We start from the raw sequence: 25959 nt of genomic DNA on the forward strand, positions 1-25959 counted from the left end.
CACAACGCTCACGCACCCGGCGCAAACGCTGCGCGCTCAACTCAGAAAAAAACAGACAACCACTTCCGCGACTCCATTTATCTAACTAGACTTAACCATCTCAAACGCAACATCCTTTACGCCATTCCTCGCCAACTTCCCTTCATGGCATTGGGCTGAAGCCGAACTCAGGGGACGTTTCCATTCGGCTAAAGCCGAATCTACTTTCCTACACTTCCTTCCGCTGCGCCCACTTCTTCCCGGCGGCCAATGCCTTCAGCGTTTCCTTGAGCCGCGCTTGTTGCGTCTCTTCACGCTTGGCAGTGCCCACCCACACCATGTACTCGCGCTGATACGTGGGCTTGAGACTGGCGAAAAAGGCCGCGGCTTTTTTGTTTTTCTTCAGTCCCTCCGCCAGCAGTGGTGGCATGGGCCAGGCTTCGCGCTTCACCTTGGGCGGTGGTGGCAGTGCAGGTTGCGCATCCAACGCCACGGCGGCATGCACGAGGGCACGCAGCGCCGCTTTGTCCAATTCATCGAGTGACTTGAGCTTGATGCCGCGGATGCCCATGTTGCCCTCGCCGTGGTTGAAAAGCTTCGCGGCATCGTTCAGCTCTCCACCGCGATAGAAGCAGATCTCGGCATGATCATTGAAGGCACCCAGCGAGACCACACGCTTCTTCAGCGAGTAGCAGAGCATGTTGCTGTTGATGGATTCCGTGAGGTCAGGCTCCCAGCGAAACATCCACTCGCGCACCTCCTCACACAGCGGCTTGGAGAAGGTTGGGCACGTGGCTATCCACTCATCCGGATCCTGGGTGCGTGAGGGGCGGCAGTCCATGGCGCAGAGGTAGCGCGTCTGCCTCGCGACTCAAGCAAACACCGTCTGGCGGATGGTGGAGCAGGGCAGGCAGCCCGCGGCCTCCCAAAGGAGCTCCTGCGTCGTCTCCCAATCCATGCACTGGTCCGTGATGGATTGCCCATAGACCAGGCCCTCGCGTGAGGTGCCGAGCGTTTGTGCGCCGGCGACGAGATTGCTCTCCAGCATCGCGCCGATGATGCCGCGTGTGCCCGTCACGCGCTGACGCACAATCTGGCGGAAGCTATCCGGCATGCGCGTGCAGTCCTTGCCACAGTTCGCATGGCTGGCATCGATCATCACTACGGGAGGCAACTTGTGCTTTTCCAAATCAGCGAGTGCGGAAGAGACAGAGGCCGCGTCAAAGTTCGGCCCATCTTCACCACCACGCAGGATGAGGTGGCTTGCAGCATTTCCGGTGGTATTCACCACACTCGCACGTCCGTCCTCGCTGATGCCCAGAAAAGTCTGCGGCTGGGTCGCCGCCTTGATGGCATTGATGGCAGGAAGCACGGCGCCGGAGGTGGCGTTCTTGAACCCCACAGGCATGGAAAGACCGCTGGCCATCTGCCGGTGTGTCTGGGACTCCACCGTCCGTGCACCGATGGCGCTCCAGCACGTGAGGTCCGCGATGTATTGTGGTGTGATGGGATCCAACATCTCGGTGGCGGTGGCCACACCGCAGTCCAGCACATCCCGCAGGAACGTGCGGGCCATGCGCAGGCCACCGGGAATGTCATTCGTACCATCCAGATGCGGGTCCATGATGAGCCCCTTCCACCCAAGGGAGGTGCGCGGCTTCTCGAAATACACACGCATCACCAGAAGCATACGCTCCCTCACCTCATGGGCCAGCGTGGCCAGCCGCTCCGCATACTCACGCCCGGCCTTCAGGTCATGGATCGAGCACGGTCCCACGATGACCAGGAGGCGCTCATCGTTCCCACTGAGGATGTTCTCGATTTCACCGCGCGCCTTCGCCACAAACTCCGCATGCACCTCAGTACGCGGAATCTCCCGCACCATCTCCTGGGGTGCAGGCAGGGCGGTATTGGTGACAACGTGAAGGTCTGTGACGCGAGGCATGGCTCTATAAAGACGGAATGATGGAATATTGGAACCCCGGAATGATGAAAAGTTGAAACACTCGCTGACCACTCTTCCAACCTTTCCCCGCCCCGCGTATCCCGCTTGTCTTTCCCCTGCTGCGACGCTACCGCAAAAGATGCCCACCGCTTCCAAGTCCTCCAGCACACTGCTGCTCATCCTCGGCTATGTCCTGGGAGTGCTGCTGCTGGGAGCATTGCTGGCCCCGCCTCTTTTCTTCGCCGCGAAGAGCGTCATTCAAAACTCGCCGGACAGCGCCTTGGCCGGGGTACTGGAGGGAAAGGAATTCCCCGGCTACTTCAACCGCGCGGTGCTGCTCGCCGCCGTACTGGGCCTGTGGCCGCTGCTGAAAGCGATGCGCATGAAGTGGCATGAGGTTGTGGGCGAAACACGCCTGTCCCGTGGTGCAGGTGAGACGGCCCTGGGATTCCTCACGGCCCTGGCTTTCATCGCCATCATGGGATACTTCTGCTGGTGGGCTGAGGCCTGCCGCATCCATCCCAACGCGAAGTGGTACAATTTTCACAAGCCTCTCCTGTCAGGGTTTACGGTGAGCATCATTGAAGAGTTCCTGTTTCGCGGGGCGGTGCTCGGAATCCTCTGCCGCTCTCTGGGAACACGCGCCGGACTCTGGTGGACCACCGGCATCTTCGCCTTCGTGCATTTTCTGAAGCCCCCCCTCGATGGCGCCATTCCTGATGCATCCGTCACGTGGACCAGCGGCTTCTGGGTCATCAGCCAGCTCTTCCGTGGATTCGGACGCTGGGAGAATTTTGTGGGCGAGTTCCTCCTGCTCGCTGCCGTGGGCTGGGTGCTCGGTCGCGCGCGGCAATCGACGGGAGGTCTGTGGCTTTCCATCGGCTTGCATGCCGGATGGGTCTCCGGCATGAAGTACTTTGGCGGGGTGGTCTTCACCTCCAAAGCCCTGCGCGATGGGGATTTCACGCCCTGGATGACGCAGAACACCTGCCGCGCCATTGTCAGCCCCATTGTAGGCATCGTCCCACTCATCGCTGTGCTGCTCACCGGTGCCGTGGTGCTGCTGATCGTGCGCTGGCGCAAAGACGGGAAACCGTCCCAAGCCCGCTGAACAACCGCGGACAGCCCGCAGAATTTCGTTGCCACCTCGCCACCCCACCGCCACTTTCCCCGTCACATACTCACTCATGCCTGAGTGGCGGAATTGGTAGACGCGCCAGACTTAGGATCTGGTTGGGAAACTAGTGCAGGTTCGAGTCCTGTCTCAGGTACTTGTTTGGTTTGGAATGAAGAAGATTCCTGAGCCGAGTTCATCCCTGTTGTTTCGATGGGCCTACCACGGCTCGCGCGCGTGCCCAGATGCCGAACCAGAAGGTGAGATAGTACCCAAGCACGATCGCTCCAGTAGCCATCGAGCCAGCCAGGCCGGACTCAGCCAGCCACGAATGGTCACCTGAGGAGGCATGCCACGATTTCCACACACGCCACAAGCCGAAAGAGAGCCGCAGAAAGACGCCCACGGTGATTGCAAGCACCAGCCATCGGTTGGGAATGAAGTGGAGCGCCTGTGAAGTGGCTTCCCACCGGGTGAGTCGAAGTCCCACGAGGCCAAGGACCATGCCGCACACAACCCCTACGGCGCTGTACTTGAATGCACCCGAAACCCAAAGGCTGCTGAACACCGCAGTCCCGAGAAAGAGCAAGGTGGAGATACCGATGCTGATGACATTCAACAAGGCCACCCACGGCCGGGCACGTCGGCGGGCGGTGCCTGCGCGGTAACGACTGATAATAGAAAGAGGCAACGCAAGCGCGACGAGGGCGAGAAGCGCAATCAATGCCAGGGTGAGCAGGAGCAGCGGCATCCACCGCTCTCCTCGCCGATCCCACCAAACGGGTCAAGGGCTTGAGGCCCCAAGCAGCTTGTCAGGATCACGTCTCGTAAGAATCAAGTAATGCCACCTTTAAAATTGGTCGATTCTTTACCGAAAGCGACGCGTCGAAGTTTGAAGAATCCTTGCCGCACCGGGGCTTGTGTCGACGTTCGTGACCTTATACGGTGCGCTCAACCAAATCCCCGAACATGCTTCGATTGAACCTGAGCCCCTTCTCAATCGCCCTCATCCCGCTCCTGTGTTTCACGGCCTGCGATTCCGAACAAAGCAGCGCCGCTCCCCAGAGCAGCTCAAGATCCAAAGAAATTGCGGAAAACATCGATAAGGAAGAGGCACTTGAAGCCATTCGTCTGCAGTCCGTCACCGATCCGGTAGCGGACAAAATCGAAGCCTATCGCAAGCAGATGGCTGAGCTCTTCTACGCTCAGAAGTTCGAGGCACTGGAGAAGGAGGCATCTGCCGCCCGTGCCAGCAAGGAAGTCTTTGGAAATGGGTCGTGGAAGATCGTCCAATTCTATCAGGCCTTCGAGCGCAAAAGTGAGGATGCGCTAGGCATCTGGAACGTCGCGGAGGACACGCACAATGCCTGGCTGAAGGCCTTTCCAAATTCCGTGACTGCCCGCATCGCCTATGCCGATTTCCTTACCAACTACGCCTGGCACGCCAGAGGCACTGGCTATGCCGACACAGTTACCAGTGAGGGCGGGAGGCTGATGCATGAACGTCTCACCAAAGCAGGCAAAGTCCTCAACGACGCCCTCAAACTGCCAGAGAAAGACCCCATGCTCCATCTCGTTGCCCTCTACGTCGCTTTGGGCAAGGGCCTCGATAAACCTGACTATGACAAACTTCTGGAGGAAGCCCATGCTTCAGAGCCCACCTTTTGGGGCTATGACACTGCCCGAGCCTACTCCCTGCTCCCCCGTTGGTATGGGAACAAAGGGGACTGGGAAGCCTTTGCCGTCACCGCCGCTGAACGCCCGGACGGCCCCGGCATGGAGGTTTACGCCCGCATTATGATGCGCATGGTGGACTTCCACGAAAATGTCTTCAGGGAATCCAAAGCCTCTTGGCCAAAAACCAAGGAAGGTCTCGACATCCTGCGCAAAAAATACCCTGAATCTCTGGAAATCCTTAGCTACGCTGCGCTCCTGGCCACCTGTGCCTTCGACAATAAATCTGCGAAAGCATACTTCGAGGAACTCGGCGACCGCTATCTGGAAAAGAGCTCCGTCTGGCCCTCCAAAGAGAGCTTCATACACTACCGCAAATGGGCTCGCACCGGAAAGTGGTGAAGGCAGGGGGATGACGAGGTGTGAGTGCGCCTGGAAGGCGGAGGGCCTTCACTGATGGCTGAACCAACGGCGCGTGCCTGTTCGTGCATCCTGCCAGAAGGATCATGGTCAGGTGTTGCCACGATCAAGACATCGGGACGGATACAGTTCCCAATCCAATCACGTTGGGTCACGCAAAGGCACGACGAGATACGATGTGCCACGATACCACGCTTCTCCATGAACAGGACATTGTCTCACCAGTTGCTTGAAGACTTGCATGCTTTGGAACGCTTCTTGAGAGGATGCCGTCCTGGATTTGGGCAATCGTTCGCCACGGCATTGCTTCGCAGTTTGCAATCTGCCAGCGAAGGCCTGGCATGGCTGCAGGCTCCCATGAAGGAATTGGAACGCACCGTGCAGGACTTCGTAACTGCCGACACGTCCGCTTCCGTGAATGCCTTTGCACTCTGGTCCCGAATCGAACACGCCATTGCCGCCTGTCGCGATGCGGCCGCGGGAAGCCCTCGACACAAGATCACTTCCAGCAGCCTGCTGCGACCAGCTCTTGGGGCACCTCCGCAATAGCCACGAATGCAGCACGGAGTCCTGAGCGAGTTTGCTTCCTCAAGACTCTCCGGTGGCACCGTTCTCCGGCCTGTCCTCCAGCCCCCACACGTAGATCACGGGAGCCTCTTCGGTCCGCAGGTCCCAGAGGACATTGTTCACCGTGAGCTGCAGCGAGTGGCCATCAGGCAGTCGCACCTGGACCATGTCTCCCGTGCGGGGCACCATCGGGAGCTCCATGTCCGCCACGGTACTGGCCTCTCCGCCGGATTCTGTGAGGAGAAAAAGAACGCGCATGGAGAAAATCCTACTCCCAATACCCCGGGAGTCGAGCGGGAAATAAGCGCCTCACCGTTCCGGCTTGGCCCAAAAATCCGCAATCTCGACATCCCGCGCGCCAACTCCGCAGTGGCGGACGCGAAAGGATTGCCTAACAGAGACCTTATTCTCTCGCCCCTTGCCGCCCCTTTTTCATGGACCCCAATTACTTCAGCTTCCTCTATCCCTCCGTCGAGCATCTGCGCAACCGTACCCGCCAGCGGCTGCCTCGATTCGTTCTGGAGTATCTGGAAGGCGGCTGCTTCTCTGAGATTAACCTGCGGCGAAATACTGACGAGATCCGCGAGGTGCAGCTACGACCGTACTACCTGCGTGACTACGCCGGCAGCGACCTGAAGACCGAACTTTTTGGCAAGACCTACGACGCACCCTTCGGCATCGCGCCCATTGGGCTGCAGGGTCTCATCTGGCCGGAAGCCACGGAGATTCTCTCCAGCGCGGCCTACCGGGCGAATGTGCCTTTCATCCTCAGCACAGTGGCCACCGCCAGCATTGAGACCGTGGGGAAACTCACCAAGGGACAGGCTTGGTACCAACTCTACCACCCCACGGAGGACGACCTGCGTGACAAACTGCTGGAACGTGCCGAGAAGGCAGGCTTTCCCGTGCTCGTCATCCTGGCGGATACCCCCACCTTCGCCTATCGACCCAAGGAGATTCGCAACGGCCTCTCCATCCCGCCGAAGATGACCTTTCGGAACATCCTGCAGATGATGTTTCATCCCACGTGGTCCTTCAGCCAGCTCCGCGCAGGTGCACCCAAATTCAGGACTCTGGAACGGTACATCCCCAAGGGCACGAACATGAAGCACCTGGGCCTCTTCATGAACAAGACCTTCTCCGGCAGACTCAGTCCCTCACGCATCGCAGCCATCCGCGAGAAATGGAAGGGCAAGCTCGTGGTGAAGGGCATCGTGAACGAGGAAGATGCTGAGAAGGCGTTGAGCCTTGGTGTGGATGGCCTCATCGTTTCCAATCACGGTGGCCGCCAGCTCGATGCCGGGCAGTCCACCATCAAGCCGCTGCAAGAACTCGCAGAGAAGTTTGGCCATCGCACCACACTGATGATTGATAGCGGCCTCCGCTCCGGCCCGGATGTAGCCTGTGCACTCGCCTGCGGCGCGAAGTTTGCCTTCATGGGCCGCACCTTCATGTACGGCGTAGGTGCACTTGGAAAATACGGTGGTGCGCACACCATCACCATGTTGAAGCGCCAGCTTCAGCAGGTGATGGAACAGATCGCCTGCGAGCGAGTGACGGATTTCCCAAAGCACCTCGTGCAGTGAGGGGCGCATTCCTTACTGCACCCCTGCATGCTCCAGCAGAATACGGCGCACTTCCTTGATGGCGGCGGGATTCTGGTGCGCGCCATGGTGTGTGGGCACAACCAGTTCGCTCTCGGCACCGTCCATATGGCTGCTCCAGTAGGGCACAATGCCATCGGACTGTGCTGGCTTGGTCTTGTCCTTGTTCCCGCCTTTGCCACGGTCACCCATGATGGTGTTGTACGGAATGCCCGGCGTGAGGGGAAATTTGTTGATGGCCATCACGAATCCGTTGGTTGGCGCAAGTGTGTCCACGCTGTTGGGAATGCGCTTCAGTTGCATGGCGTCTCCTGGGAGTACCACCAGCTTCACAGCTTCCTTGCCAGCCTTCAAAAGCGTGCGAGGAGCCTTGACCAAGCTGGCTCCGATGCGCCCCACCGTACCGCTGGCCATGTCCGCGCCCTTCAGCGGCGCGCAGATGAAGATCACACGCCCCACTTCCGGACGATGCTCAAAGATGAGTGCATCCGTGAAGAGTTTCTTCGTATCGGGTGAGATCTCCACTTGCTCCGGCGGCTTGCCAAACATCTGAAGCCAGAGCTTGTCGCCCACATCCGTGATGAGCAGGCGGCTGATGCATCCCCCCATGCTGTGGCCGATCACGACCATCTTCTTCTTTAGCGGATACCGTTTCTCAATGGCATCCAGCTCCTTTCTCAGAATGGCCGCGGAGTGAGGATACGGATAGCCGCTGGGATAGCTGTAGAACCAGAACTGGTAGTTCTTGCGGATGTTCTCATCACCGCGCAGCGCATTGATCATCGGAGTGTAGGTCGGCGGTGCGGAGTTCAATCCGTGAATCACAAGCACCACCGTCTTGTTCGGATCATAGGGCTGCAGACGCGCAATGCGCGCCGTGTGCGCATACTTTTCGGGATTGATGAGGCGGGCGAGCCCCATCTTCTCCGGCTTGGTGCTGGCGAGCAAGACTGCCACCGGAGTGGAGAAGTCTGCCGCAAGAGGATACGTATGCCTGCCCACCTCCACAGTCTCCGTGGCCAATGGATCAGAGAATGCCACTTCCGCGCGTGAGCCCTGGAAACGCACCACCGCCGTCACGCCGTAGTAGGTGCGTGGCAGATAGAAGTTCTCACGTTCGTCTTCGTTCTCTTTCTTTCCAATGGCCACAAGTGGCGCGCCCAGGCCATCCTTGGTGATGTGTTCCTTCACAAACACGCCACCCACATCGAACTGATCGGAAGGCGTGAAATCATACAACGCCGGGTCCCACTTCTTGTTCGCGACACGGCGATGCGTGAGTTCGAACGTGCCCTTCTCGGTGGGCACCGCGAGCGGCTTTGTCCATGGATCCAGCTTCGCATCCCGAATGATCATGAAGACTCGGGACAAGGCATAGTTATAGGCGTTGCGAGCCTCATCATTCTTGGGGTCGCGTTCCAGCTCGGCCTGTGCAGTCTGCGCAGCCGCGAGGCATCTCCCCAACGTCTCCATGGGCTGGCGATGGCTGCGCGCGGTCACATCGATCAGGTCCCTCTCCACAGAAACCAGCGCGCCCACCGCCGTGCGTATGGGCCGGAACTGCGGACGCCGCTCCGCAATGGTGGCGTACCTCGCACAGCTGCTGAGGGAAAGGCACGCGAGGAGGGCGATGGCAGGCCAGAAGGAGAAATGGGGCTTCATGGTGGGAGGACTCCAGACACTGAAAACAGCATGCGATTTGCCATGCTACATGTCCCTCTTCGCATGTGACCAGCGAAAATCCATACAACCAAGGTGCAACTTGCATGAATTGGACGGCCTGAAGGTGACGTGGATCAAAAATTTGAACATCCCGTGAAAATCGATGCCTAACCCCGGCTGCCAAAAAATTCCTCCATTCTGCCGCCCGACGAATGATGATGAAATCCCTGCTGTCACGCACCGCGCTTCTCGCCGCCCCACTCCTCCTCGCAGGTTCCCTTGCCGCTCAACTCACCCCTGCGGGTGTGAGCATCTCCAATCGCAACGGAAACTTCAATACACCCGGAGGCATATCCTCACTGACCACGCCCGGCACCGGCTTGTCCAAGCCGGATGTGTATGGCGTCAATCAAAAGCCCGGTTCCTGTCCGCAATATCCGTGGAAGACCGGCATCGTGACCACCATCTTTTGGGTGGGTGAACTCGCCACGGAGAAAAATCCGGTGCCGAATACGGCGAGTTCCTGGGATCCGAAGTGGATGAAGACCTTCGGCGGTTATGACTGTCCTGATGAAGACAAGTCCGTCACGAACTTCAAGCCTGCGAAGTTCACCCCCATGCAGAACCCGTTCTATTTCGCGCTGCCCTACAACGACGTGATCGATCACGACACGCACAAGGAAGAAGCGAAAAAAGTCATTCCCTGGTTCAAGGGAACCTTCAAACGCGAAGGCAGGTCCGTGCTGGAAGATCGCTGGATCGCCATCCGCTTTGGGAGCCGTGTGTGTTATGCCCAGTGGGGGGATTGCGGCCCCTTCGTCACCGATGATGCGGACTATGTCTTTGGCAATGCCCGTCCAAAGAACCCCAAGAACAACGGCGCAGGCCTCGATATCTCCCCCGCAGTGCGCGACTACCTGGACTTCAGGAGTGGACAGAGTGTCGACTGGAAGTTCGTCGAGGAAGATGACGTGCCTGATGGTCCGTGGAAAACTTGGGGCACGAACAATCCCTTCTCGATGGCCTACCAGAGAAAGGAACTCGGCAAACTTCCAACAGCCGGTGTCGCAGCTGCCAACGACGCACGGCCTGTGAGCCAATCTGAAATCGATCGCATTCAGGAGCTCCGCCGTCAGCGCGATCTCTGGTTCCAAAATGGCGGCGCGGCGAAGGCGGGCAAGTAAGCCGAAGCCTGGGCCTTCAAACCGTGCAGCGTGTGGCGGGTGTTCCAACCCGCCATTTTTTTGCTCACACGCGGAACAGACCCACGGCACCCAGAGCCGCATCAGCCATTCAGCTCCTTCTCAAAACTCCACCTTTACACTCGCCTGGAAGTAGTCCTCATCACCACCTCCCACACTCGTAAGAGAAGAACCCGCCTCATGATGCGTGAAGCCCACGGATAGTTCCGTCGATGAAGTGGCCTGCCACGATATGGCCGCATTGTATGCCGTGCCAAGATAGCGTTCACCTCCAGGTGCGGGACCTGCCAGACGTTGCAATGGCGGCCCGTACACGTCGTCCTCCGCACTGAACCGCCAGAGGAAGTTCACCCCCATCGTCACTTCCACCTTCGGATGTGGTTTGAGCTTCACCAGTGGGTTGATGTTCCAAAGGTTCGATGGCGAGACGAAGCCGCCTTCATTGAAGTAGTTGTTCGCCTGGAAGAGCGGATGAAACGTGTGCAAGTCCCCGGAGGCATCGCCGCCGGAAATGAGGTCCCCGCGCAACATCAAGGTGGGCCGCCAGGGCACGTCGCGAAATACATAACCCACACCCAAGCTCGCGGCGCCTGCGAGGATGTCGCGATCTCCTGTCTCGCCGAACTGGAGGATGAATTCCGTGTTATAGACCAGCGGTTCCACCTCACTCCACCAGCGAGTGCCAATGGTGTGACGCAACTCACCTCCTCCCATCTCCGCAAAGATGGAGTCCTCATCACGCAAGCCTATGTAGTAGAGATCCACATAATGCTCCTTTCCCAGGGGAGATGGCAGGACGGCATACACACTCCAGAAAAGCACCTCATCGGGATGCGAACGGTTGTCGAACGCACCGTCCTCGATCTGCACCGGAGACGCGATGAAAGCATCCACCCGGATGCCCGGACTACCACTCAGTGAAACCAGCAACGCATCATGAGCGAGCCGCTGATTCGCTCCCTCACGGATGGATAGCAGACGCCCGGAACCATAGTACAATGTCTGCCTTCCACCACGAATCAGCAGCGTGTCGTCACCTGCATCCGCCAAGGTGTCCTTCCATTCCGCGAAGAGCTGCAGAAAGTCCGGCTTGTCTTCATCCGGCGGTGCCAGTGGATTGCGCTTCCCCCACATGCGCCCCCAGGTGAGCTCCGTGACGAGTGCAAAAGTGGACTCATATTCCGCACGCAACATCACTTGGACACGCTGATGCACCCACGCATCGTTGTCGATGTCACCCAAGCCAAAGTCCACGCCCCGGTAGGTTTCCTGCATCGTGCGCGCATGACCTTCCACACTGAACTTCCAGTCGTTCAACAACGGCATTGAGCCACCACTCGGGATGTCTGCGCGATCATCACGCATTTGTGCGGAAGCGCGAGTCAGCCCAAACGCCATCACCAGCAGGATCAGACCCGCATATGACAGCGCTCCATTCATGGAAACAAGGAGGTTAGGGCTTCTGCCTCAACCTCCTTCAGAGAGTGCATTCGCTTCCAGTTCACGAGCCTTGTCACTAGAATGCAAAACAATCGCATCCCGAGCCCCAGAAGGATCCAAACGTGCTCGACGCATTCTGATGTGTCTCCACCCTCCGTACGCCACGCAGACTCGTCTTCGCCACATGTCCCTCCGGCAACGGCACACCCGCACGCACCGCCTTCTTCAAATCGAGTGGTGCACCATATCCACCGAATACCGAAATCGGTGACCACTCTGGCAGCACGGGCAGCGCCGTCGGCGCATGACCGGAGAAGTCGCCATTGGCATGCACCACTTTGCCACCGAGCACAGTCATCACGGACTCGATCCCCTTGATGACTTCCTCAGGCACACTGAAGTAGTCGTCCGTCAGCACCGCGAGATCCGCGAGCTGTCCCACGGCGAGACTGCCTTTCTTGCCGTTCTCCGTGGAGAACCAACTGCTGCCCTGCGTGTACAGCCGCAAAGCTTCCTCACGTGAGAGACAGTTCTTTTCCGGGTACATGGAGACACCCCCCACCGTCTTGCCCGTAGTAAGCCAGTAGAGAGAGACCCACGGATTGTAGCTGGCCACGCGGGTGGCATCCGTGCCCGCACCCACGGGCAGACCCATTTCCAGCATCCGCCTCACGGGAGGCGTGCGCTCTGCTGCCTGCTTCCCATAGCGCTCGATGAAATACTCACCCTGAAACGCCATACGATGCTGGACGGCCACCCCTCCACTCAGTGCCTTCACGCGTTCCAGGTTTCTGTCCGAGATCGTTTCACAATGGTCGAAGAACCAATGCACGCCATCGAAAGGCGTTTCGCGGTTCACCTCCTCAAAGACATTCAGGAAACGCGTGATGCTCTCGTCATAAGTTGCATGCAGGCGGAAGGGCCACTTGTTTGCCGCCAGTAGTGAGACCACCTCTTTGAGCTCGCTCTCCAGTGTGGGCGCCAGGTCGGGCCTCGGCTCCAGAAAGTCCTCAAAATCCGCCGCAGAGAACACCAGCATTTCACCCGCACCATTGCAGCGGAAATAGTCATCCCCCACTCCGGGACCGGTCATCTTGATCCACCGGGCAAAGTCCGCCTTCTCTTCCTTGGGCTTTTGCGTGAAGAGGTTGTAGGCGATCCGCAAGGTCAACTCACCGCGTTTGTGCAGTTCGTCGATGACCCCGTAGTCTTCCGGATAATTCTGATAGCCCCCGCCTGCATCGATGATGCTGGTGAGCCCGAGCCGGTTGAGCTCGCGCATGAAGTGACGCGTGGAGTTGACCTGATGCTCCGGCGGGAGTTTCGGACCCTTCGCAAGAGTGGAATACAGGATGGTCGCATTGGGCCGCGCGATGAGCAGGCCCGTAGGATTGCCGGCCGAGTCGCGCTGGATCTCACCTCCAGGCGGATTCGGCGTATCGCGCGTGTATCCACACGCTTTCAGTGCCGCCTTGTTCAGCAGGGCGCGGCAGTAGAGATGCAGAATAAAAACGGGAGTGTCCGGTGCGGCTTCGTTGATCTCGTCCAGGGTCGGCATGCGCCGCTCGGCAAACTGAAACTCACTCCACCCTCCCACAACGCGCACCCACTGCCCCGGTGGTGTGCGCTGAGCCTGGGCCTTCAGCATGCGCAATCCATCCGCCAGCGAGGGCACGCCGTCCCAGCGCAACTCCATGTTGTAGTTCAACCCACCTCGAATGACATGCAGGTGGGAGTCATTCAAGCCAGGGATGACTCGCCTGCCCTTCAGATCGATGACTTTCGTCTGATGATTGGTCGCGAAGTCGCCGGCATTGTCGAGCCCGATGACGCGACCGTCCTTGATGACCACCTCACGCGCCTCGGGCTTGGCCGCATCCAGCGTGGTGATACGTCCATTGGTGAGAATCAGATCCGGAATGATGGAAGCACTCATGTGATGATGTATCAAGGTACACTGTATTCTATGAACTGGCCCGGCTTGCACCGCCCCTTCAGGGGTGAAGCCAGCGGCGTGCGAGCTTCACGAGCTGGGGCATGGCGACCCACGTGAGCGTGGCGGTGATGCCCGCGGAGATGACCCCCGCGCGCAGGAGATGCGGCAGGGAGCCGATGAACGGGAGGAAAAGGGCTGGAATGATCATGCTCACCGGCCACACGGCGCTCCAGGTAAGCAGGGCCATTTTCCACCGAGGTGGATGCTGACCGCTCCCCGGGTCGCGAAACCAAGCCTCGAGTCCATGCAGGTCACGGCAGGTCGGTTCGCCTTCCACCATGTGACGCACCTGGTCCTGCCATTTCTGGTAGAGGGGTGATTGATAGAAGGCTTCGCGCGCCTCGCGATTCGAGAAGGTGCGCAGGATGCCGTACTCCAGTGACCCGGAACCCGGCGCCGGATAGAGGAATTGCACCCCTCTGGTCCCCGGAGCCTCGAGCGAGTCGCGGGCGAATTCCGCCAGCGCCTTTTCAAACGCACTGACGTGCTCCTTCCGGACTCGTCGCGTGATGGCGACATGTACAACTTCGTCCATGCTCGTACGGCTTCCTGGTCTTGGGGGATGAAGGTGGTGGTTTAGTGGCCTGCCTTCTTCGGCACCACCTGGGGTTTGATCGCTGACTGCGGGGCCTTGTGCACCATGGTGTAGGCATACTCCACGCCCACACCATACGCGCCGCCCTGGCCTTTGATGAGGCCCATGAGATTGTTGTAGTGCTCGCGCTTCGCCCAGTCACGCTGCCACTCCAGCAGGGCAGGAATGGTGGTCACTCGCACCGCTCCGGCCTGCACCATGCGGGAAAGCGCCGCGTCATGCGCCGCCTGCGAAGTGGCGCCGCAGCAGTCCTCCACCACGTAGATGTTGTAGCCAGCGCCCAGCATCTCAATCGTGGGCCAGGTCACACACACCTCCGTCCACAGACCGGTCATGAGGATGTTCTTCCGCCCGGTCGCCTCGATGGCTTTGCGGAAACCCTCATCATCCCACGAGTTCATCGAAGTGCGTTCCACCACGGCTTGACCAGGGAAGACGTCCAGTAGCTGTGGCCAGACATAGCCACTGAAGGATTCCGTCTCCACCGCAGTGAGCACGGCGGGCACATTGAACTCCTTGGCCACCTTCGCCAGCAGCGTGACGTTGTTGATGAGTGTGGCGCGATCAATGTTCGCGACACCGAAGGTCATCTGCGGCTGGTGATCGATGAACACAACCGCACTGTCTTCAGGGGTATAAAGTTTGTGGTAGGGACTCATGGCAATGACTTCGGGGGTGAAGAGATGGGTGGGTGAATGAATGACTCAGTGAGTGAGATCCCGGAAACTTCGTCCAGCATCGTGCTCAAGGGTGTCACGTTTCTAGAGCCACCGCCACGCTGCGTGGGAATGGTATTCCCTTTGCCCAAAGGGATGAGGAGGCTCTCATCCTTTTGGATGAGTCGATGGTGGTCCGTCCACTCTGTGTGCGGTCACGCCTGCACGGCCCTTGTTCTGCCAGGAACCCTCACCCTTCAGCGGGCAACACCCTCCTGACCGCACAACGGAGTGTGCGGACCACCACTACAACTTCACCAATCCCCGCTGACTGGCCGTGGCAATAGCCTCCGTGCGGCTCAGCACATCCAGCTTGGAGAACACACTGCGCAGGTGTGTCTTCACCGTGGGCTCACTGATGAAGAGTTTGGTGGCAATCTCCTTGTTGCTGTAACCCTGCGCCAGGAGTTGCAGCACCTCCAGCTCACGTGGAGTCAGCGGATCACTGCTCACGCCTGCCGCCAGCTTCGCCACTACCGAGGGCGCGAGACACGTCTCGCCCCGATGCACACGGCGGATGGTGTCCACCAGTTCCTCACGTGGACAGTCCTTGAGCAAATACGCTTTCGCACCGGCACGTACCGCGCGGTAGACTTCATTGTCTGTATCCACCGTGGTCAGCACGACGATGCGCGCATTGCCGTCCAGCCTGCGGATGGCCTCAATGACCTCCACCCCATCCATCTGTGGCATGCGGATGTCCACCAAGACCACGTCCGGGCGGTGAATCTTCCACAGGTCCACCGCATGATGCCCCGTGGACGCCTCCGCCACCACGCTCATGTCCTCCTGCCTGCCAAGGATGGCCGTGAGTCCTTCCAGCACCGTCACATGATCATCCACCACGAGCACGCGAAGTTTTTCGCGCCTGGAAGCTGAGGGTTTGGATGCATGCATGGCAGTGTCACCCTTCACTACGATTGCATTTCGCTTTCTGACTTCTCCATGGGAATACAGATACCGATGGACGTGCCACGACGCGCCTTGCTGCGGATATGAATTCTGCCTCCCATGGTCTCCACCCGTTCACGAATGCCTATGAGGCCAAAACCATCGTGGCCTTCGGCCGTGTTGAAGCCCCGGCCGTTGTCATGCAGTTGCAAACGCAGACGCTCCGGTGTGTAGCTGAGTCTCGCGTGAAAATTCGTGGCCTGAGCATGGCGCAGCGTATTGGTCAGCACCTCCTGCACCATGCGCAGCAGGTTGTCCTCCCAGCGCGGACGCATCTCCCAGGGCGTGCCGCGCAGTTCGAATCTCGCGTGGAGTGGCGAGCCTTCCGTCATGCTCTTGAAGAGGCGTACCAGTGCATCGCAGAGAGACTGCTGCTCCAGCGCCTGGGACCGCATGCCGTGGACGGATCGCCTGGCCTCACGCAAACTTTCGCGCGCCAGTTCCCGCGCCCTCTTGAGATGCTGCTGCACCGCCTCAGGAAGTTGACGCGCGGAGGCATCTTCCGCGGCCTCCAATTGCACCAGCACCCCGGTGATGCCTTGGGAAAGCGTGTCATGCAGCTCACGCGCCATGCGGTTTCGTTCCGCTACCACGGCGAGCCTGCGACTCTCCTGACTCAGCCTCATGATCTGCATGGCCAGCATCGCCTGGTTCGCCAACGCTGTTGCCAGCTCGATTTCATCGCAATGAAAGTCGGGCTCCTTGCTGAAGCGGATGCTTAGGAATCCCTTCACGGCTCCTGCCACGAACATGGGAACAGAGAGCGTGGACTTGACGCCCTTGCTCTTCAATCGCTCCATGAGCAGCGGCACCTTCTGGTCTGCCACCACCTGCGAGCGCCAGTCATACCAGGGTGTGTTGGTGCCATCGAGCGTGCGGACTTGGGCTCCGCCATTCTCGAACTTGCCAGCCACACAATGCCAGCCATGAGAGAAGAACTCCGTCCAAACCGGATGCGATTCGCTTCCCGCAGGCGGTTGCATGATGCTCGCCCCTTCCGGCGCGGGATTCATCTCCAGCCGGCCATCCTCGCAATTGCCCACCAGTTCCACCCTGCCGGTGGCCGGATTCATTTCCCACACGCCAATGCTGTGTGCACCCAGGCGCTCTCCAATCGTGCGCAGCACATGTTCCAGTAGGCAATCGGGATTCGACTCCCGCGCCAGCGCGGCCAGTGTCTGGGTCAGGGCCTCCGTTTGTCCTCGCGCCAGGTGCTTGGAGTAGCGCAGCTCCTCCACATCCGTGTTGGTTCCATACCACTTGATGAGCGCGCCTGACGCATGGTGCAGGGGCACCCCGCGGAAGAGGAACCACCGGTAAACGCCATCGTGCCTGCGCAAGCGCGCCTCATGCTCCCCCGCCACCCCCGCGGTGAGGATGGACTGCCAGTAGGCCACGAGGCCCGCAAGATCCTCTGGATGGATGGCTTGCTGCCAGCCCCAGCCACTCGCCTCTTTCAACGAGAGGCCGGTATACTCCAGCCATTGCCGGTTCAGGTAGTCGATGTGCCCGTCCGGCAACGCACTCCATACCAGCGCCGGGATGGTATCGATGACCACGCGCAGGTCTTCTTGCGGGGAGGTCAGAATATCCAGAATCATGGCGCACCCGTAGTCTAGCGGACGACCGCGGCCTCTGCGAGTGGATTCCCCAGCTAGGGCTTCGCCTGCAGCGTCTGCACGATGGAGGCTGCCACCTGATTCCCGAGCATCTCGTACCCCTTGGCATTGAAATGCACATCGTTCGGATTCTGCGCAGTGGCGAGATGCGGCGTGACATAACCGAACAGGTCATCCACCGCCACCCCATGCTTTTCCATCACCCGAACAGCAATGGCGTTGCGCTCCACGATGGAAGCCGGGTCCTGCTTCTTGGCCGCATCTACAGGAATGGGAGTCGTGCTGGCCCAGATGAGCTTTGCCCCGGTCTTCTTCAGACGGAGTACGATTTCCTCCAGGCGCTTCTCATAGTCCGCTGGCGGCGTGGCACGGTCATGGATGCCAAAGTTGAAGTGAATCACATCCCACTTCCCGCTGCCCAGCCAGATATCGAGTTTTTTCAAACCATTCGCGGCGGGGCCGCAGTTTTCCGGAGCACGGTGCACGTTTGCCTTGCCCTTCAGCGCATCGCGGGCCGCAATGGTATAACCACGTGATACAGAATCCCCAATAAGCAGCACACGCGGCAGAGCCGGATCGTCCTTCACAAACTCCCATGCGTTGCGTCGATTCTGGATGCGTTCGGTCTTGTGAATCGGGAGGTAGAAATTCCCCAGGTTCTCCTGCAGCGTCTTCTCCCAGGCCTGCTCCTCCGGCGGCAGCTTCGCCACCACCGCCGCGTAGTCTGCGTCCCGTTTGGCATCCTGTTCTGCCTTCTTATCAGCAGCTTCCTTCGCATTGGTGGGCTCTGTGCCCGCAGGCCTCGCGGCATCCGCAGCGAAAGTGACGACGGGAGAGGCACTCAGCAGGGCACAGGCAAAAACAGGGAAGAATCGGGCGCACATCATAAGCCGGAGTATTCACAGCTCCTGCTCGCATACAAGCGGGCACGTCCGGCATTTCAGGCGTGGCGTGCGATTCAGGCAGCATGAGCATGCATGCCCACCATCACCAGATCGAACCAGACGGCCGCCCCGACGAGGATGAGGAACTGGAGAAAGATGTCGAACGTCCTGCCGAGGAGAACGAAGCGGATCCAGACATGGGGAAGGGGGAGTAGCAGCGATCGCACGGTCAGAGCGGCGCCAAACATAGATAGATTGCGCAGCTTAAGGCAGTCAGCAGCAATGCGCCCAGCGCGCCCCACGTGAGTTGCAAGGTGGCTTGCGCAAAGCCGTGCCGACCAGTCTGCGCACACTCCCGATCAAATACTCGACCAAGGGGAGTCAACCGTGCGAGCAGATTCATCCCAATCAAGCCGAGGAAGACTCCCATTACAAATGACGGGAACATGATCCAAAGAGGCCAAAGGGTATCTGTTTTTAAGATTTGTTGAGCCGAAACTCCCTTCATGCCGGCCACCACCTTGATCGTCCCAGCCACAGTGAGAAAAACGATCACAAACACGACCGGCATCAGACAAAAGCGAAGTGTTCTTCCAGACGTTGTCGAAGTCTGCATAGACACCAATCCCCGATCCGCGTTGTTCATTCAAGCTCGATCGTCAAAGATGGGCTCCTCCCCTCCCGTTGGGAGACCCTTATCGTTATTTCTTATCACAATCATTAGGAGGGAACATTGCCTTCCACGTAAACACAACGTTTCGGCTGAACGCTACGTTTCGCCAACGGTCTGTATTTACATGATGTTCTCCAGTGCACAGACGTACCCTGTTGAACAGGACCACACATGAAAACCAAAAGCCCCTCATCAGCCACCGTGTCCCCGTTGGTCAAGGAAGTGCGTCGCCTTCATGCCAATGGGAAGTCGCCTGACATCATTGCCATCCGCCTCGGAGTGAAGGTCTCCCGGGTGCTGGAAATGATCGGCAAAAATTAACAATCAACAATGGCGCACAACGTGCCACGCTTCCCCCTTCGATAGGACATTTCTCCCCCGAACAGGCCCGACCCGTGGCAGCGCATCATGAGCGCACCGCCGGTCGGGCTCTTTGTTTCGGTGCGGCATCCAGTGCCGATCACGCCATGGGCGGCGCGGCTGTTGTCACCGGCACTTCCCTCGATACCGGCTGACGCAGTCTTAACCCAATCGCCAGCGTAAGCACCATAAGCGCTGCAGCCACCCAAAAAGGCGTGCGACCATAGTGCGGCATACCTTCATCAAAGGTCAGCAACCAGCCACCGATAGTGGCGCCGAGAAAGCGTCCCATGCTGCCCGCAGATTGCATGAAACCCATCGCGCTTCCCTGCCAGCCCGCGGAGACACTCTGCGAGGCAATGCCATTGAGCGTGGGTTGCACGAGCGCATTGCCCATCGCCACAACGCAGCTGAGCGCATAGAGCCTCCAGTCATTTCCCACCAGAGGGAACAACGCGAAGGCAATTAACAGGCACGCAAAGCCCGTGCGTGCCATCGTCACTTCGCCCAGTAGAGGGAGCAATCGTCTCACGACCACGCCCTGCATGAGCACTCCCACCAGGCCGATCACCGCCATCACATGGCCCACGTCCCGCTCATTCATGCCAAAGCGGTGGTTGGCGAAGAGCGAAAAGACCTGTGTCATGATCGCAAATGCAATGAGATTCACGAGGTAGCACGAGGCCGTGGTGAGATAGAGTGGAGCATCCGCATGCGCCAGCACCGTGGAGAGGGGTTGCTTCTCACGATGCAGGCCACGCTTCTCCGGCCCCAGACTTTCCGGCAGGGACGTGTAAACGAACAAGGCATTGAGCAGGCAAAGCACCCCCACCGCATAGAATGGGGCACTGGAATCAATGGCCGCCAGATAACCACCCAGCGCCGGCCCAATCACAAACCCGAGACCAAAGGCTGCGCCAATCATCCCCATGGCTCGCGAACGTTCCTCGGGCCTGGTGATGTCCGCGATATATGCCTGGGCACAGGAGACATTCCCCCCCGAGGCGCCGTCGATGATCCGCCCCACAAAGAGCATGGCCAGCGAATGCCCCTGTCCCATGATGAAATAACCAACCGCCGAGCCCAGGATGCTGATGAGCAGCACCGGCCTTCTTCCAATGCGATCAGACAATCGCCCCCACAGCGGCGAACCAATCACCACCATCAGTGAGAAGATGCCCGTGAGCAGCCCATTCTCGAGATTGCTCGCCTGAAACTCCTGGGCATACAGCGGCAGCACCGGAATGCACACACCAAAGCCGATGGTGCTCAGCAGGATGGTTGCGAAGATGAGAAGGAACTGGGTGCGGCGAGGTGAGGACACGTGAGGGGAGGATACCCATCCACGCTACGCCGCCATGTGCAAGCTCACGTGTTCCCTGCACCCTGCTGAGGTTGCAGGTCAGAGCAGTCCCTCATTGATCACCCGCGTCACTGCCGTGGTCCGTGTCTCCACGCCCAGCTTCGTGAGGATGTTGCGGACATGCACGTTCGCCGTGCGCACGCTGATGTTGAGAATGGTGCCGATCTCGCTGTCGCGCTTGCCTTCCACCATCCACGACATGACTTCGCTCTCACGGCGCGTCAGGCCCAGATCGCGCAGCTTGGCGTAGTCGAGCGTCGCTTTCTTCGCCTTCTTGGGCGCCACTTCGCTGAGCAACAAGTGCGACTCGTAGGCGGTGACGACATGCGGCGCCAGCAGCGATGCCACGAACAAATCCTCATCCGAATAGTCGCGCCCGCCCCGGTTCAGTGTCATTCCACCAATGCCGTTGCTCGCGTGGATGGGAATCACGATTTGGTGCTTCACCTCCGCCTCGCAGAAGACCTCATTGTACAGATGCGTCTTGCGCAGATCCTGCTGGCTGATCAGGTCGCTGATGCGCATGCAGTCGCGACTCCCTTCTATCAGGTATGGAAACGCCGGATGCTCAAACGGCACCAGCTCCCCCACACGCTGCTGGATGGCGACACGCTTGGCCTCGGGAAACGGGATGTTCTCCCAGATCAAATGGGATCCATCCCGCCCATAAATTTCGAAGGCGCAGCAGATGTCCTCAAAAAGCATGCCTGCCGCCTCAAAAAGTCTGCCGGACAGCTCTCCCTGTCCGTGCGCGTGCATCAAACGTGAGGCTTCTGTCACTCGCTTCCAAGTATCTGCGGGGAGACTGACCATAATTTGCACGAAAAAGCACGTGCTGGGCCATGATGCGGCGCGGACTAGGCAAAGGCAAGCCGGAACGATTCACGTCCTAAGCAAAGTTGCTTATATAAGAAAGTTCTAACTCCATCGTCTTACCTCCTGCCGTATCAGAGGGTAACCGCTGATGCGGCTCCATCACTGGTGAGATGGAAGACATAATATGCGCATAGAAATTAATTCCCGACTTTTTGGTATTGGGGAGGGAATTGTTTCGGTGGGCGTCCTGGGAAACCGGGACGCCCGCTTTTTTGCATGATTTCAGGCCGGGACGACTCCGGGCGTGCGATTTGCCAACGTTCGCTTGCCCGAAGGTGAGTGGCATGGATAATCCGCCCAAAGTCAGCCCCATTCGCGCCATGCAAGAAATGCTCCTGGCCAGTCCGGTCTTCAAACAGGCCGCCGCGCAGTACGACCGCGCCGCCGAATTCCTGAACCTCAAGCCGGACACCCGGGAACGCTGCAAATGGCCCAAGCGGCTCATCTCCGTGTCCGTGCCCGTTCGCATGGACGATGGCTCTCTCCAGATGTTCTTCGCCCACCGGGTACAGCACCACCTTTCCCGTGGCCCGGTGAAGGGTGGTCTGAGGTACCACCCCTCGGTCGACATCGGAGAGGTAGCCGCGCTGGCTTCGTGGATGACGTGGAAATGCGCCCTCGCGGGATTGCCCTTCGGCGGCGGGAAGGGAGGCATTGCGTGCAATCCGCAGGCCATGAGTCCGCCGGAGCTGGAGCGACTCACCCGCCGCTTCACCCAGGAGATGATCCCCTTCATCGGCCCTCAAATCGACGTGATGGCGCCCGACGTGGGCACCAATGAGCAGGTGATGGCCTGGATGGTGGACACCTACTCCGTGCATGTGGGCTCACTCGAGCCAGGAATTGTGACTGGCAAGCCCCTGGGACTCTATGGGTCCAAGGCGCGGCGTGAGGCCACCGGCCACGGCGTGGCCTTCCTCGCCATGCTGGCCATCGAAAAGCTCGGCATGCAGGTGAAAGATGCCACCGTGGTGTTGCAGGGCTTTGGCAATGTAGGCAGCTACGCCGCCCGGAATCTCTCCATGAACGGGGCGAAAATCATCGCTGTGGGTGACGCCACCGGTGCGGTGTACAACGCCAGGGGACTCGATACCCGCCAGCTCATGCCGTACGCGATCGAGCACCGCGGCGTGGCAGGCTTTCCCGGAGGGGAGGCGATCCCTGCCGAGGAGCTGCTGACCTTGGAGTGCGACATCCTCATTCCCGCTGCCCTGGAGCGCGTGATCACGGAAGAAAACGCCAGCAAGCTCCGCTGCAAGGTTCTGGCGGAGGGTGCCAACGGCCCCACCACCACCGAGGCAGACGCCATCCTTGAGGCACGCGATGACATCTTCGTGATCCCGGACATCATGTGCAACAGCGGCGGCGTGATTGTCTCCTACTTCGAGTGGGTGCAGGCGCTGCAGCACATGTCCTGGACGGAGAAGGAGGTCCTGCAAAAGCTCGAGTCCATGCTCGCCGCCAGCTTCCGTGAAGTCCAGACCCTCGCGAAGCAAAAGAACCTGCCCCAGCGAGTGGCCGCCATGGCCCTTGGCGTGCAGCGCGTGGCAGAGACCAAAGAATTGCGCGGACTTTATCCATAAACGCGGCGCCACGTGGCACGCACTGTGATAGCCAAAGGTGTGCTTCCCAAAGCCACTCTCCACCCCTTTTTTTCACTTCCTCCCTTTCATCCCGCATGACCTCCCATTCACGCCTGCAGCAATGGATTGAAGAAACCGCCGCGCTCACCCAGCCGGATCGCATCCACTGGTGCACCGGCACGCAGGAGGAATGGGACACGCTGTGTGAGGAACTGGTGCAGGCGGGCACGTTCAAACGCCTCAATCCCGAGAAACGGCCCAACAGCTACCTCGCCTGGAGTGACCAGAGTGACGTGGCCCGCGTGGAAGACCGCACATTCATCTGCTCCCAACGACAAAAGGATGCCGGCCCCACGAACAACTGGATGGCCCCCCTTGGAATGAAAGCCCTTCTCAAGGAGCGCTTCCGCGGCAGCATGAAGGGCCGCACCATGTATGTCGTGCCCTTCTGCATGGGCCCCATCGGGTCAAAGTTCAGCGTCATCGGCGTGCAACTCACGGACTCCGCCTACGCGGCCGTCAGCATGCGCATCATGACGCGCATGGGTACCGCCGTGCTGGAGGCTCTGGGGGAGGATAGCGACTTCGTCCCATGCCTGCACAGCGTGGGCAAGCCCCTCGCTCAGGGCGAGAAGGATGTCCCGTGGCCGTGCAACCCGGAGAAGTACATCGTCCATTTCCCGGAAGAGCGCAGCATCATGAGCTACGGGAGCGGCTACGGCGGCAATGCGCTGCTGGGCAAGAAGTGCCTCGCCCTGCGCATCGCCAGCGTGATGGGCCGTGACGAAGGCTGGATGGCGGAGCACATGCTCATCAGCGCCGTGGAATCTCCCGATGGGCAGAAGACCTATGTCGCGGCCGCCTTTCCCTCCGCCTGCGGCAAGACAAACTTCGCCATGCTCGTGCCCCCGAAAGGCTACGAAGGCTGGAAGGTGACCACCGTGGGTGATGACATCGCCTGGCTGCGCCCCGGTCCTACGGGACGCCTTCATGCCATCAATCCCGAGTACGGCTACTTCGGCGTGGCTCCCGGCACCTCCTGGCAGAGCAATCCAAATGCGATGTCCTCCATGCGGGCCAACGCCATCTTCACCAATGTAGCCCTCACTGATGACAACGACGTGTGGTGGGAGGGCCTCAGCGATCCGCCGGCGCATCTCATCGACTGGACCGGCCAGGAATGGACGCCGGATTGCGGTCGCAAGGCAGCGCACCCAAATTCACGCTTCACCGCTCCGGCCAGCCAGTGCCCCACCATCGACCCCGATTGGGAGAAGCCGGAAGGCGTGCCCATTCACGCACTCATCTTTGGTGGCCGCCGTGCCACCACCATGCCCCTCGTATTCCAGTCCTTCAACTGGGTGCACGGCGTCTTCATCGGCGCGAACATGGGGAGCGAAATGACTGCCGCCGCCGCAGGCACGATTGGCAAGGTGCGTCGCGATCCCATGGCCATGCTCCCCTTCTGTGGGTACAACATGGGCGACTACTTCAAGCACTGGCTCTACATGCGGAAGAACATTCCTGAGCTGCCACGCGTGTTTCACGTGAACTGGTTCCGCAAGGACAAGGACGGCAATTTCCTCTGGCCCGGCTTTGGCGAAAACATGCGCGTGCTGGAGTGGATCGTGAACCGCTGCCGCGGCCGTGGTGCTGGTCATGAGACGCAACTCGGCTGGATGCCCCGGTACTCAGAACTGAATCTGAAAGGCCTCGAACACATCTCCCGCGAGACCTTTGAGCACCTCATGCGTGTGGATCACAAGGAGCTGCGCGCCGAGCTGCTCTCCAGCGAAGAGCTCTACCTCGACCTCTACGATCACCTGCCCAAGGAACTCATCTACCAGCGCGAGCTGCTGGCAGGGAGGTTCTAAAGAGCTTTGAACCAGCGCAATCCGATACATCGCTGGGAGCCGCCGGGAAGATTGCCCAGAAATTTTTGACGAATCCGGAGACGCTCGCGTCTCCCAAGGATCGGGGGCACTCCCGCCTCCCGGTTTCGTCGCTTTCAGTCGTCCCGTATCTCTGGTAGAACCCTTCTCATGCAATCACCCATGGTCGAGGCGCGGGGTCTCCGGCGCTCCTATGATCAAGACGCCGTGCAGGCCTTGCGCGGCGTGAGCTTCTCGATTGCCCGTGGCGAGTTCGTCTCCATCATGGGACCGAGTGGCTCGGGCAAGTCCACCCTGCTCCGTCTGATTGGCGCTCTCGACGACGAATTCGAAGGCACGCTGAACATTGATGGCGTGGACCTTCGAAAGCTGAAAGATCCCGAGGGGTTTCGCTCCAAGGTAATTGGCTTTGTTTTCCAGTCCTTTCATCTACTGCCCACGCTCACGGCTCTGGAGAATGTACAGATGCCAATGTTCGAGAGCACGCGTTCTGGCCCTCAACGCAGGGCGCGCGCCGAATCCTTGCTGGAAGCCATGGGCCTGAAATCACGGATGCATCACCTTCCATCGAAGCTCTCCGGCGGGGAACGCCAGCGCGTGGCCATTGCGCGCAGTCTGGCAAATGAACCGAGCTTCCTCCTCGCGGACGAACCCACCGGCAACCTCGACAGCAAGAGTGCGCAGATGATTCTCGAAGTGCTCGACGAAGTGCATGAGAAGCGGAACATGACCATCCTCATGGTCACGCATGACCCCATGGTGGCTGCTCGCGCGCAACGCAGCCTGCGCATGCTGGATGGCGAGATCGTGGAAGAAGTCCTGCATCGCAAACCCGCCGACTAGC

At 59.5% G+C, this 25959-nt stretch carries 25 protein-coding genes and 1 tRNA gene; 11 read left to right on the plus strand and 15 right to left on the minus strand.

What is annotated here, in order from left to right:
• Positions 1 to 208 precede the first annotated feature (208 nt).
• Both DES53_RS16720 and DES53_RS16725 read right to left on the minus strand, forming a co-directional pair.
• The gene (locus DES53_RS16720) at positions 209 to 820 is read right to left on the minus strand and encodes a YdeI/OmpD-associated family protein (RefSeq protein ID WP_113959445.1); all 612 of its coding nucleotides are present in this window, start codon (positions 818 to 820) and stop codon (positions 209 to 211) included.
• Positions 821 to 850: 30 nt separating this feature from the next.
• The gene (locus DES53_RS16725; protein ID WP_113959446.1) at positions 851 to 1924 is read right to left on the minus strand and encodes a 3-deoxy-7-phosphoheptulonate synthase; all 1074 of its coding nucleotides are present in this window, start codon (positions 1922 to 1924) and stop codon (positions 851 to 853) included.
• Positions 1925 to 2063: 139 nt separating this feature from the next.
• Between DES53_RS16725 and DES53_RS16730 the strand changes: the two genes are divergently transcribed.
• Both DES53_RS16730 and DES53_RS16735 read left to right on the plus strand, forming a co-directional pair.
• Positions 2064 to 3035, plus strand: coding sequence for a CPBP family intramembrane glutamic endopeptidase (locus DES53_RS16730; protein WP_113959447.1), 972 nt, complete (start codon positions 2064 to 2066; stop codon positions 3033 to 3035).
• A 78-nt stretch (positions 3036 to 3113) separates the two neighbouring features.
• Positions 3114 to 3195, plus strand: a tRNA-Leu gene (locus DES53_RS16735).
• A 39-nt stretch (positions 3196 to 3234) separates the two neighbouring features.
• Here DES53_RS16735 and DES53_RS16740 read toward each other — a convergent pair.
• Positions 3235 to 3789, minus strand: coding sequence for a DUF1453 domain-containing protein (locus tag DES53_RS16740; protein ID WP_113959448.1), 555 nt, complete (start codon positions 3787 to 3789; stop codon positions 3235 to 3237).
• A gap of 218 nt (positions 3790 to 4007) precedes the next feature.
• Here DES53_RS16740 and DES53_RS16745 point away from each other — a divergent pair, with 218 nt between their 5' ends.
• Together DES53_RS16745 and DES53_RS33530 are read left to right on the plus strand one after the other, a co-directional pair.
• Positions 4008 to 5114, plus strand: coding sequence for a hypothetical protein (locus tag DES53_RS16745; RefSeq protein ID WP_113959449.1), 1107 nt, complete (start codon positions 4008 to 4010; stop codon positions 5112 to 5114).
• A 375-nt stretch (positions 5115 to 5489) separates the two neighbouring features.
• Positions 5490 to 5681 carry a hypothetical protein gene (locus DES53_RS33530; protein WP_211325582.1) on the plus strand — a complete coding sequence of 64 codons (192 nt, stop codon included), beginning with the start codon at positions 5490 to 5492 and terminating at the stop codon, positions 5679 to 5681.
• Positions 5682 to 5720: 39 nt separating this feature from the next.
• On the opposite strand, the gene DES53_RS16755 is transcribed toward DES53_RS33530, so the two are convergent.
• Positions 5721 to 5957, minus strand: a complete 237-nt coding sequence (locus DES53_RS16755; protein ID WP_113959451.1) for a hypothetical protein — start codon at positions 5955 to 5957, stop codon at positions 5721 to 5723.
• Positions 5958 to 6133: 176 nt separating this feature from the next.
• On the opposite strand from DES53_RS16755, the gene DES53_RS16760 reads away from it, so the two are divergent.
• A complete protein-coding gene (locus DES53_RS16760; RefSeq protein WP_113959452.1) occupies positions 6134 to 7285 on the plus strand; it encodes an alpha-hydroxy acid oxidase in 1152 nt (383 codons plus the stop codon).
• Between the two features lie 12 nt (positions 7286 to 7297).
• On the opposite strand, the gene DES53_RS16765 is transcribed toward DES53_RS16760, so the two are convergent.
• The gene (locus DES53_RS16765) at positions 7298 to 8965 is read right to left on the minus strand and encodes an esterase/lipase family protein (protein WP_113959453.1); all 1668 of its coding nucleotides are present in this window, start codon (positions 8963 to 8965) and stop codon (positions 7298 to 7300) included.
• A 212-nt stretch (positions 8966 to 9177) separates the two neighbouring features.
• On the opposite strand from DES53_RS16765, the gene DES53_RS16770 reads away from it, so the two are divergent.
• Positions 9178 to 10149, plus strand: a complete 972-nt coding sequence (locus tag DES53_RS16770) for a hypothetical protein (RefSeq protein WP_245958192.1) — start codon at positions 9178 to 9180, stop codon at positions 10147 to 10149.
• A gap of 120 nt (positions 10150 to 10269) precedes the next feature.
• Here DES53_RS16770 and DES53_RS16775 read toward each other — a convergent pair whose 3' ends face one another.
• The 7 genes from DES53_RS16775 to DES53_RS16805 all read right to left on the minus strand — a co-directional run bounded on the left by DES53_RS16775 (position 10270) and on the right by DES53_RS16805 (position 18371).
• Positions 10270 to 11607 (minus strand): alginate export family protein, encoded by a 1338-nt coding sequence (locus DES53_RS16775; protein ID WP_113959454.1) that lies wholly within the window; start codon positions 11605 to 11607, stop codon positions 10270 to 10272.
• A gap of 76 nt (positions 11608 to 11683) precedes the next feature.
• Positions 11684 to 13543: an amidohydrolase gene (locus DES53_RS16780; protein ID WP_113959455.1), complete on the minus strand. Its 1860-nt coding sequence runs from the start codon at positions 13541 to 13543 to the stop codon at positions 11684 to 11686.
• Positions 13544 to 13601: 58 nt separating this feature from the next.
• Positions 13602 to 14138: an antibiotic biosynthesis monooxygenase gene (locus DES53_RS16785; protein WP_113959456.1), complete on the minus strand. Its 537-nt coding sequence runs from the start codon at positions 14136 to 14138 to the stop codon at positions 13602 to 13604.
• 41 nt (positions 14139 to 14179) lie between these two features.
• Complete coding sequence (locus DES53_RS16790) at positions 14180 to 14857, minus strand: hydrolase (RefSeq protein WP_113959457.1); 678 nt, start codon at positions 14855 to 14857, stop codon at positions 14180 to 14182.
• A 303-nt stretch (positions 14858 to 15160) separates the two neighbouring features.
• A complete protein-coding gene (locus tag DES53_RS16795; RefSeq protein ID WP_113959802.1) occupies positions 15161 to 15811 on the minus strand; it encodes a response regulator in 651 nt (216 codons plus the stop codon).
• 17 nt (positions 15812 to 15828) lie between these two features.
• On the minus strand, positions 15829 to 17466 hold the full coding sequence (locus DES53_RS16800) for a sensor histidine kinase (protein WP_113959458.1): 1638 nt from the start codon (positions 17464 to 17466) through the stop codon (positions 15829 to 15831).
• Between the two features lie 53 nt (positions 17467 to 17519).
• Positions 17520 to 18371: an SGNH/GDSL hydrolase family protein gene (locus tag DES53_RS16805; protein ID WP_211325583.1), complete on the minus strand. Its 852-nt coding sequence runs from the start codon at positions 18369 to 18371 to the stop codon at positions 17520 to 17522.
• An 80-nt stretch (positions 18372 to 18451) separates the two neighbouring features.
• Here DES53_RS16805 and DES53_RS33875 point away from each other — a divergent pair, with 80 nt between their 5' ends.
• Complete coding sequence (locus DES53_RS33875; protein ID WP_281270171.1) at positions 18452 to 18583, plus strand: hypothetical protein; 132 nt, start codon at positions 18452 to 18454, stop codon at positions 18581 to 18583.
• A gap of 14 nt (positions 18584 to 18597) precedes the next feature.
• Here DES53_RS33875 and DES53_RS16810 read toward each other — a convergent pair whose 3' ends face one another.
• The gene (locus DES53_RS16810) at positions 18598 to 19014 is read right to left on the minus strand and encodes a hypothetical protein (protein WP_147263449.1); all 417 of its coding nucleotides are present in this window, start codon (positions 19012 to 19014) and stop codon (positions 18598 to 18600) included.
• A 198-nt stretch (positions 19015 to 19212) separates the two neighbouring features.
• On the opposite strand from DES53_RS16810, the gene DES53_RS33535 reads away from it, so the two are divergent.
• Positions 19213 to 19362, plus strand: a complete 150-nt coding sequence (locus DES53_RS33535; RefSeq protein ID WP_211325584.1) for a hypothetical protein — start codon at positions 19213 to 19215, stop codon at positions 19360 to 19362.
• Positions 19363 to 19501: 139 nt separating this feature from the next.
• Here the strand turns inward: DES53_RS33535 and DES53_RS16815 are convergent, their stop codons facing one another.
• Positions 19502 to 20725, minus strand: a complete 1224-nt coding sequence (locus DES53_RS16815; RefSeq protein WP_113959460.1) for an MFS transporter — start codon at positions 20723 to 20725, stop codon at positions 19502 to 19504.
• Between the two features lie 78 nt (positions 20726 to 20803).
• Complete coding sequence (locus DES53_RS16820; protein WP_170157180.1) at positions 20804 to 21469, minus strand: helix-turn-helix transcriptional regulator; 666 nt, start codon at positions 21467 to 21469, stop codon at positions 20804 to 20806.
• A 491-nt stretch (positions 21470 to 21960) separates the two neighbouring features.
• On the opposite strand from DES53_RS16820, the gene DES53_RS16825 reads away from it, so the two are divergent.
• From DES53_RS16825 to DES53_RS16835, 3 genes are all read left to right on the plus strand, one after another.
• Positions 21961 to 23223, plus strand: coding sequence for a Glu/Leu/Phe/Val family dehydrogenase (locus DES53_RS16825; protein WP_113959804.1), 1263 nt, complete (start codon positions 21961 to 21963; stop codon positions 23221 to 23223).
• A 95-nt stretch (positions 23224 to 23318) separates the two neighbouring features.
• Positions 23319 to 25097 carry a phosphoenolpyruvate carboxykinase (GTP) gene (locus DES53_RS16830; RefSeq protein ID WP_113959462.1) on the plus strand — a complete coding sequence of 593 codons (1779 nt, stop codon included), beginning with the start codon at positions 23319 to 23321 and terminating at the stop codon, positions 25095 to 25097.
• Between the two features lie 168 nt (positions 25098 to 25265).
• Positions 25266 to 25958, plus strand: coding sequence for an ABC transporter ATP-binding protein (locus tag DES53_RS16835; RefSeq protein ID WP_113959463.1), 693 nt, complete (start codon positions 25266 to 25268; stop codon positions 25956 to 25958).
• Position 25959 lies beyond the last annotated feature (1 nt).

It is taken from the genome of Roseimicrobium gellanilyticum, from assembly GCF_003315205.1.
GTDB classification, from domain to species: domain Bacteria; phylum Verrucomicrobiota; class Verrucomicrobiia; order Verrucomicrobiales; family Verrucomicrobiaceae; genus Roseimicrobium; species Roseimicrobium gellanilyticum.

Bases quoted from the DNA above. Each gene is read 5' to 3' on its own strand.
- DES53_RS16720 (WP_113959445.1), bottom strand. From the start codon at position 820: ATGGACTGCCGCCCCTCACGCACCCAGGATCCGGATGAGTGGATAGCC.
- DES53_RS16725 (WP_113959446.1), bottom strand. From the start codon at position 1,924: ATGCCTCGCGTCACAGACCTTCACGTTGTCACCAATACCGCCCTGCCT.
- DES53_RS16730 (WP_113959447.1), top strand. From the start codon at position 2,064: ATGCCCACCGCTTCCAAGTCCTCCAGCACACTGCTGCTCATCCTCGGC.
- DES53_RS16740 (WP_113959448.1), bottom strand. From the start codon at position 3,789: ATGCCGCTGCTCCTGCTCACCCTGGCATTGATTGCGCTTCTCGCCCTC.
- DES53_RS16745 (WP_113959449.1), top strand. From the start codon at position 4,008: ATGCTTCGATTGAACCTGAGCCCCTTCTCAATCGCCCTCATCCCGCTC.
- DES53_RS33530 (WP_211325582.1), top strand. From the start codon at position 5,490: ATGAAGGAATTGGAACGCACCGTGCAGGACTTCGTAACTGCCGACACG.
- DES53_RS16755 (WP_113959451.1), bottom strand. From the start codon at position 5,957: ATGCGCGTTCTTTTTCTCCTCACAGAATCCGGCGGAGAGGCCAGTACC.
- DES53_RS16760 (WP_113959452.1), top strand. From the start codon at position 6,134: ATGGACCCCAATTACTTCAGCTTCCTCTATCCCTCCGTCGAGCATCTG.
- DES53_RS16765 (WP_113959453.1), bottom strand. From the start codon at position 8,965: ATGAAGCCCCATTTCTCCTTCTGGCCTGCCATCGCCCTCCTCGCGTGC.
- DES53_RS16770 (WP_245958192.1), top strand. From the start codon at position 9,178: ATGATGATGAAATCCCTGCTGTCACGCACCGCGCTTCTCGCCGCCCCA.
- DES53_RS16775 (WP_113959454.1), bottom strand. From the start codon at position 11,607: ATGAATGGAGCGCTGTCATATGCGGGTCTGATCCTGCTGGTGATGGCG.
- DES53_RS16780 (WP_113959455.1), bottom strand. From the start codon at position 13,543: ATGAGTGCTTCCATCATTCCGGATCTGATTCTCACCAATGGACGTATC.
- DES53_RS16785 (WP_113959456.1), bottom strand. From the start codon at position 14,138: ATGGACGAAGTTGTACATGTCGCCATCACGCGACGAGTCCGGAAGGAG.
- DES53_RS16790 (WP_113959457.1), bottom strand. From the start codon at position 14,857: ATGAGTCCCTACCACAAACTTTATACCCCTGAAGACAGTGCGGTTGTG.
- DES53_RS16795 (WP_113959802.1), bottom strand. From the start codon at position 15,811: ATGCATGCATCCAAACCCTCAGCTTCCAGGCGCGAAAAACTTCGCGTG.
- DES53_RS16800 (WP_113959458.1), bottom strand. From the start codon at position 17,466: ATGATTCTGGATATTCTGACCTCCCCGCAAGAAGACCTGCGCGTGGTC.
- DES53_RS16805 (WP_211325583.1), bottom strand. From the start codon at position 18,371: ATGATGTGCGCCCGATTCTTCCCTGTTTTTGCCTGTGCCCTGCTGAGT.
- DES53_RS33875 (WP_281270171.1), top strand. From the start codon at position 18,452: ATGAGCATGCATGCCCACCATCACCAGATCGAACCAGACGGCCGCCCC.
- DES53_RS16810 (WP_147263449.1), bottom strand. From the start codon at position 19,014: ATGAACAACGCGGATCGGGGATTGGTGTCTATGCAGACTTCGACAACG.
- DES53_RS33535 (WP_211325584.1), top strand. From the start codon at position 19,213: ATGAAAACCAAAAGCCCCTCATCAGCCACCGTGTCCCCGTTGGTCAAG.
- DES53_RS16820 (WP_170157180.1), bottom strand. From the start codon at position 21,469: ATGCTTTTTGAGGACATCTGCTGCGCCTTCGAAATTTATGGGCGGGAT.
- DES53_RS16825 (WP_113959804.1), top strand. From the start codon at position 21,961: ATGCAAGAAATGCTCCTGGCCAGTCCGGTCTTCAAACAGGCCGCCGCG.
- DES53_RS16830 (WP_113959462.1), top strand. From the start codon at position 23,319: ATGACCTCCCATTCACGCCTGCAGCAATGGATTGAAGAAACCGCCGCG.
- DES53_RS16835 (WP_113959463.1), top strand. From the start codon at position 25,266: ATGCAATCACCCATGGTCGAGGCGCGGGGTCTCCGGCGCTCCTATGAT.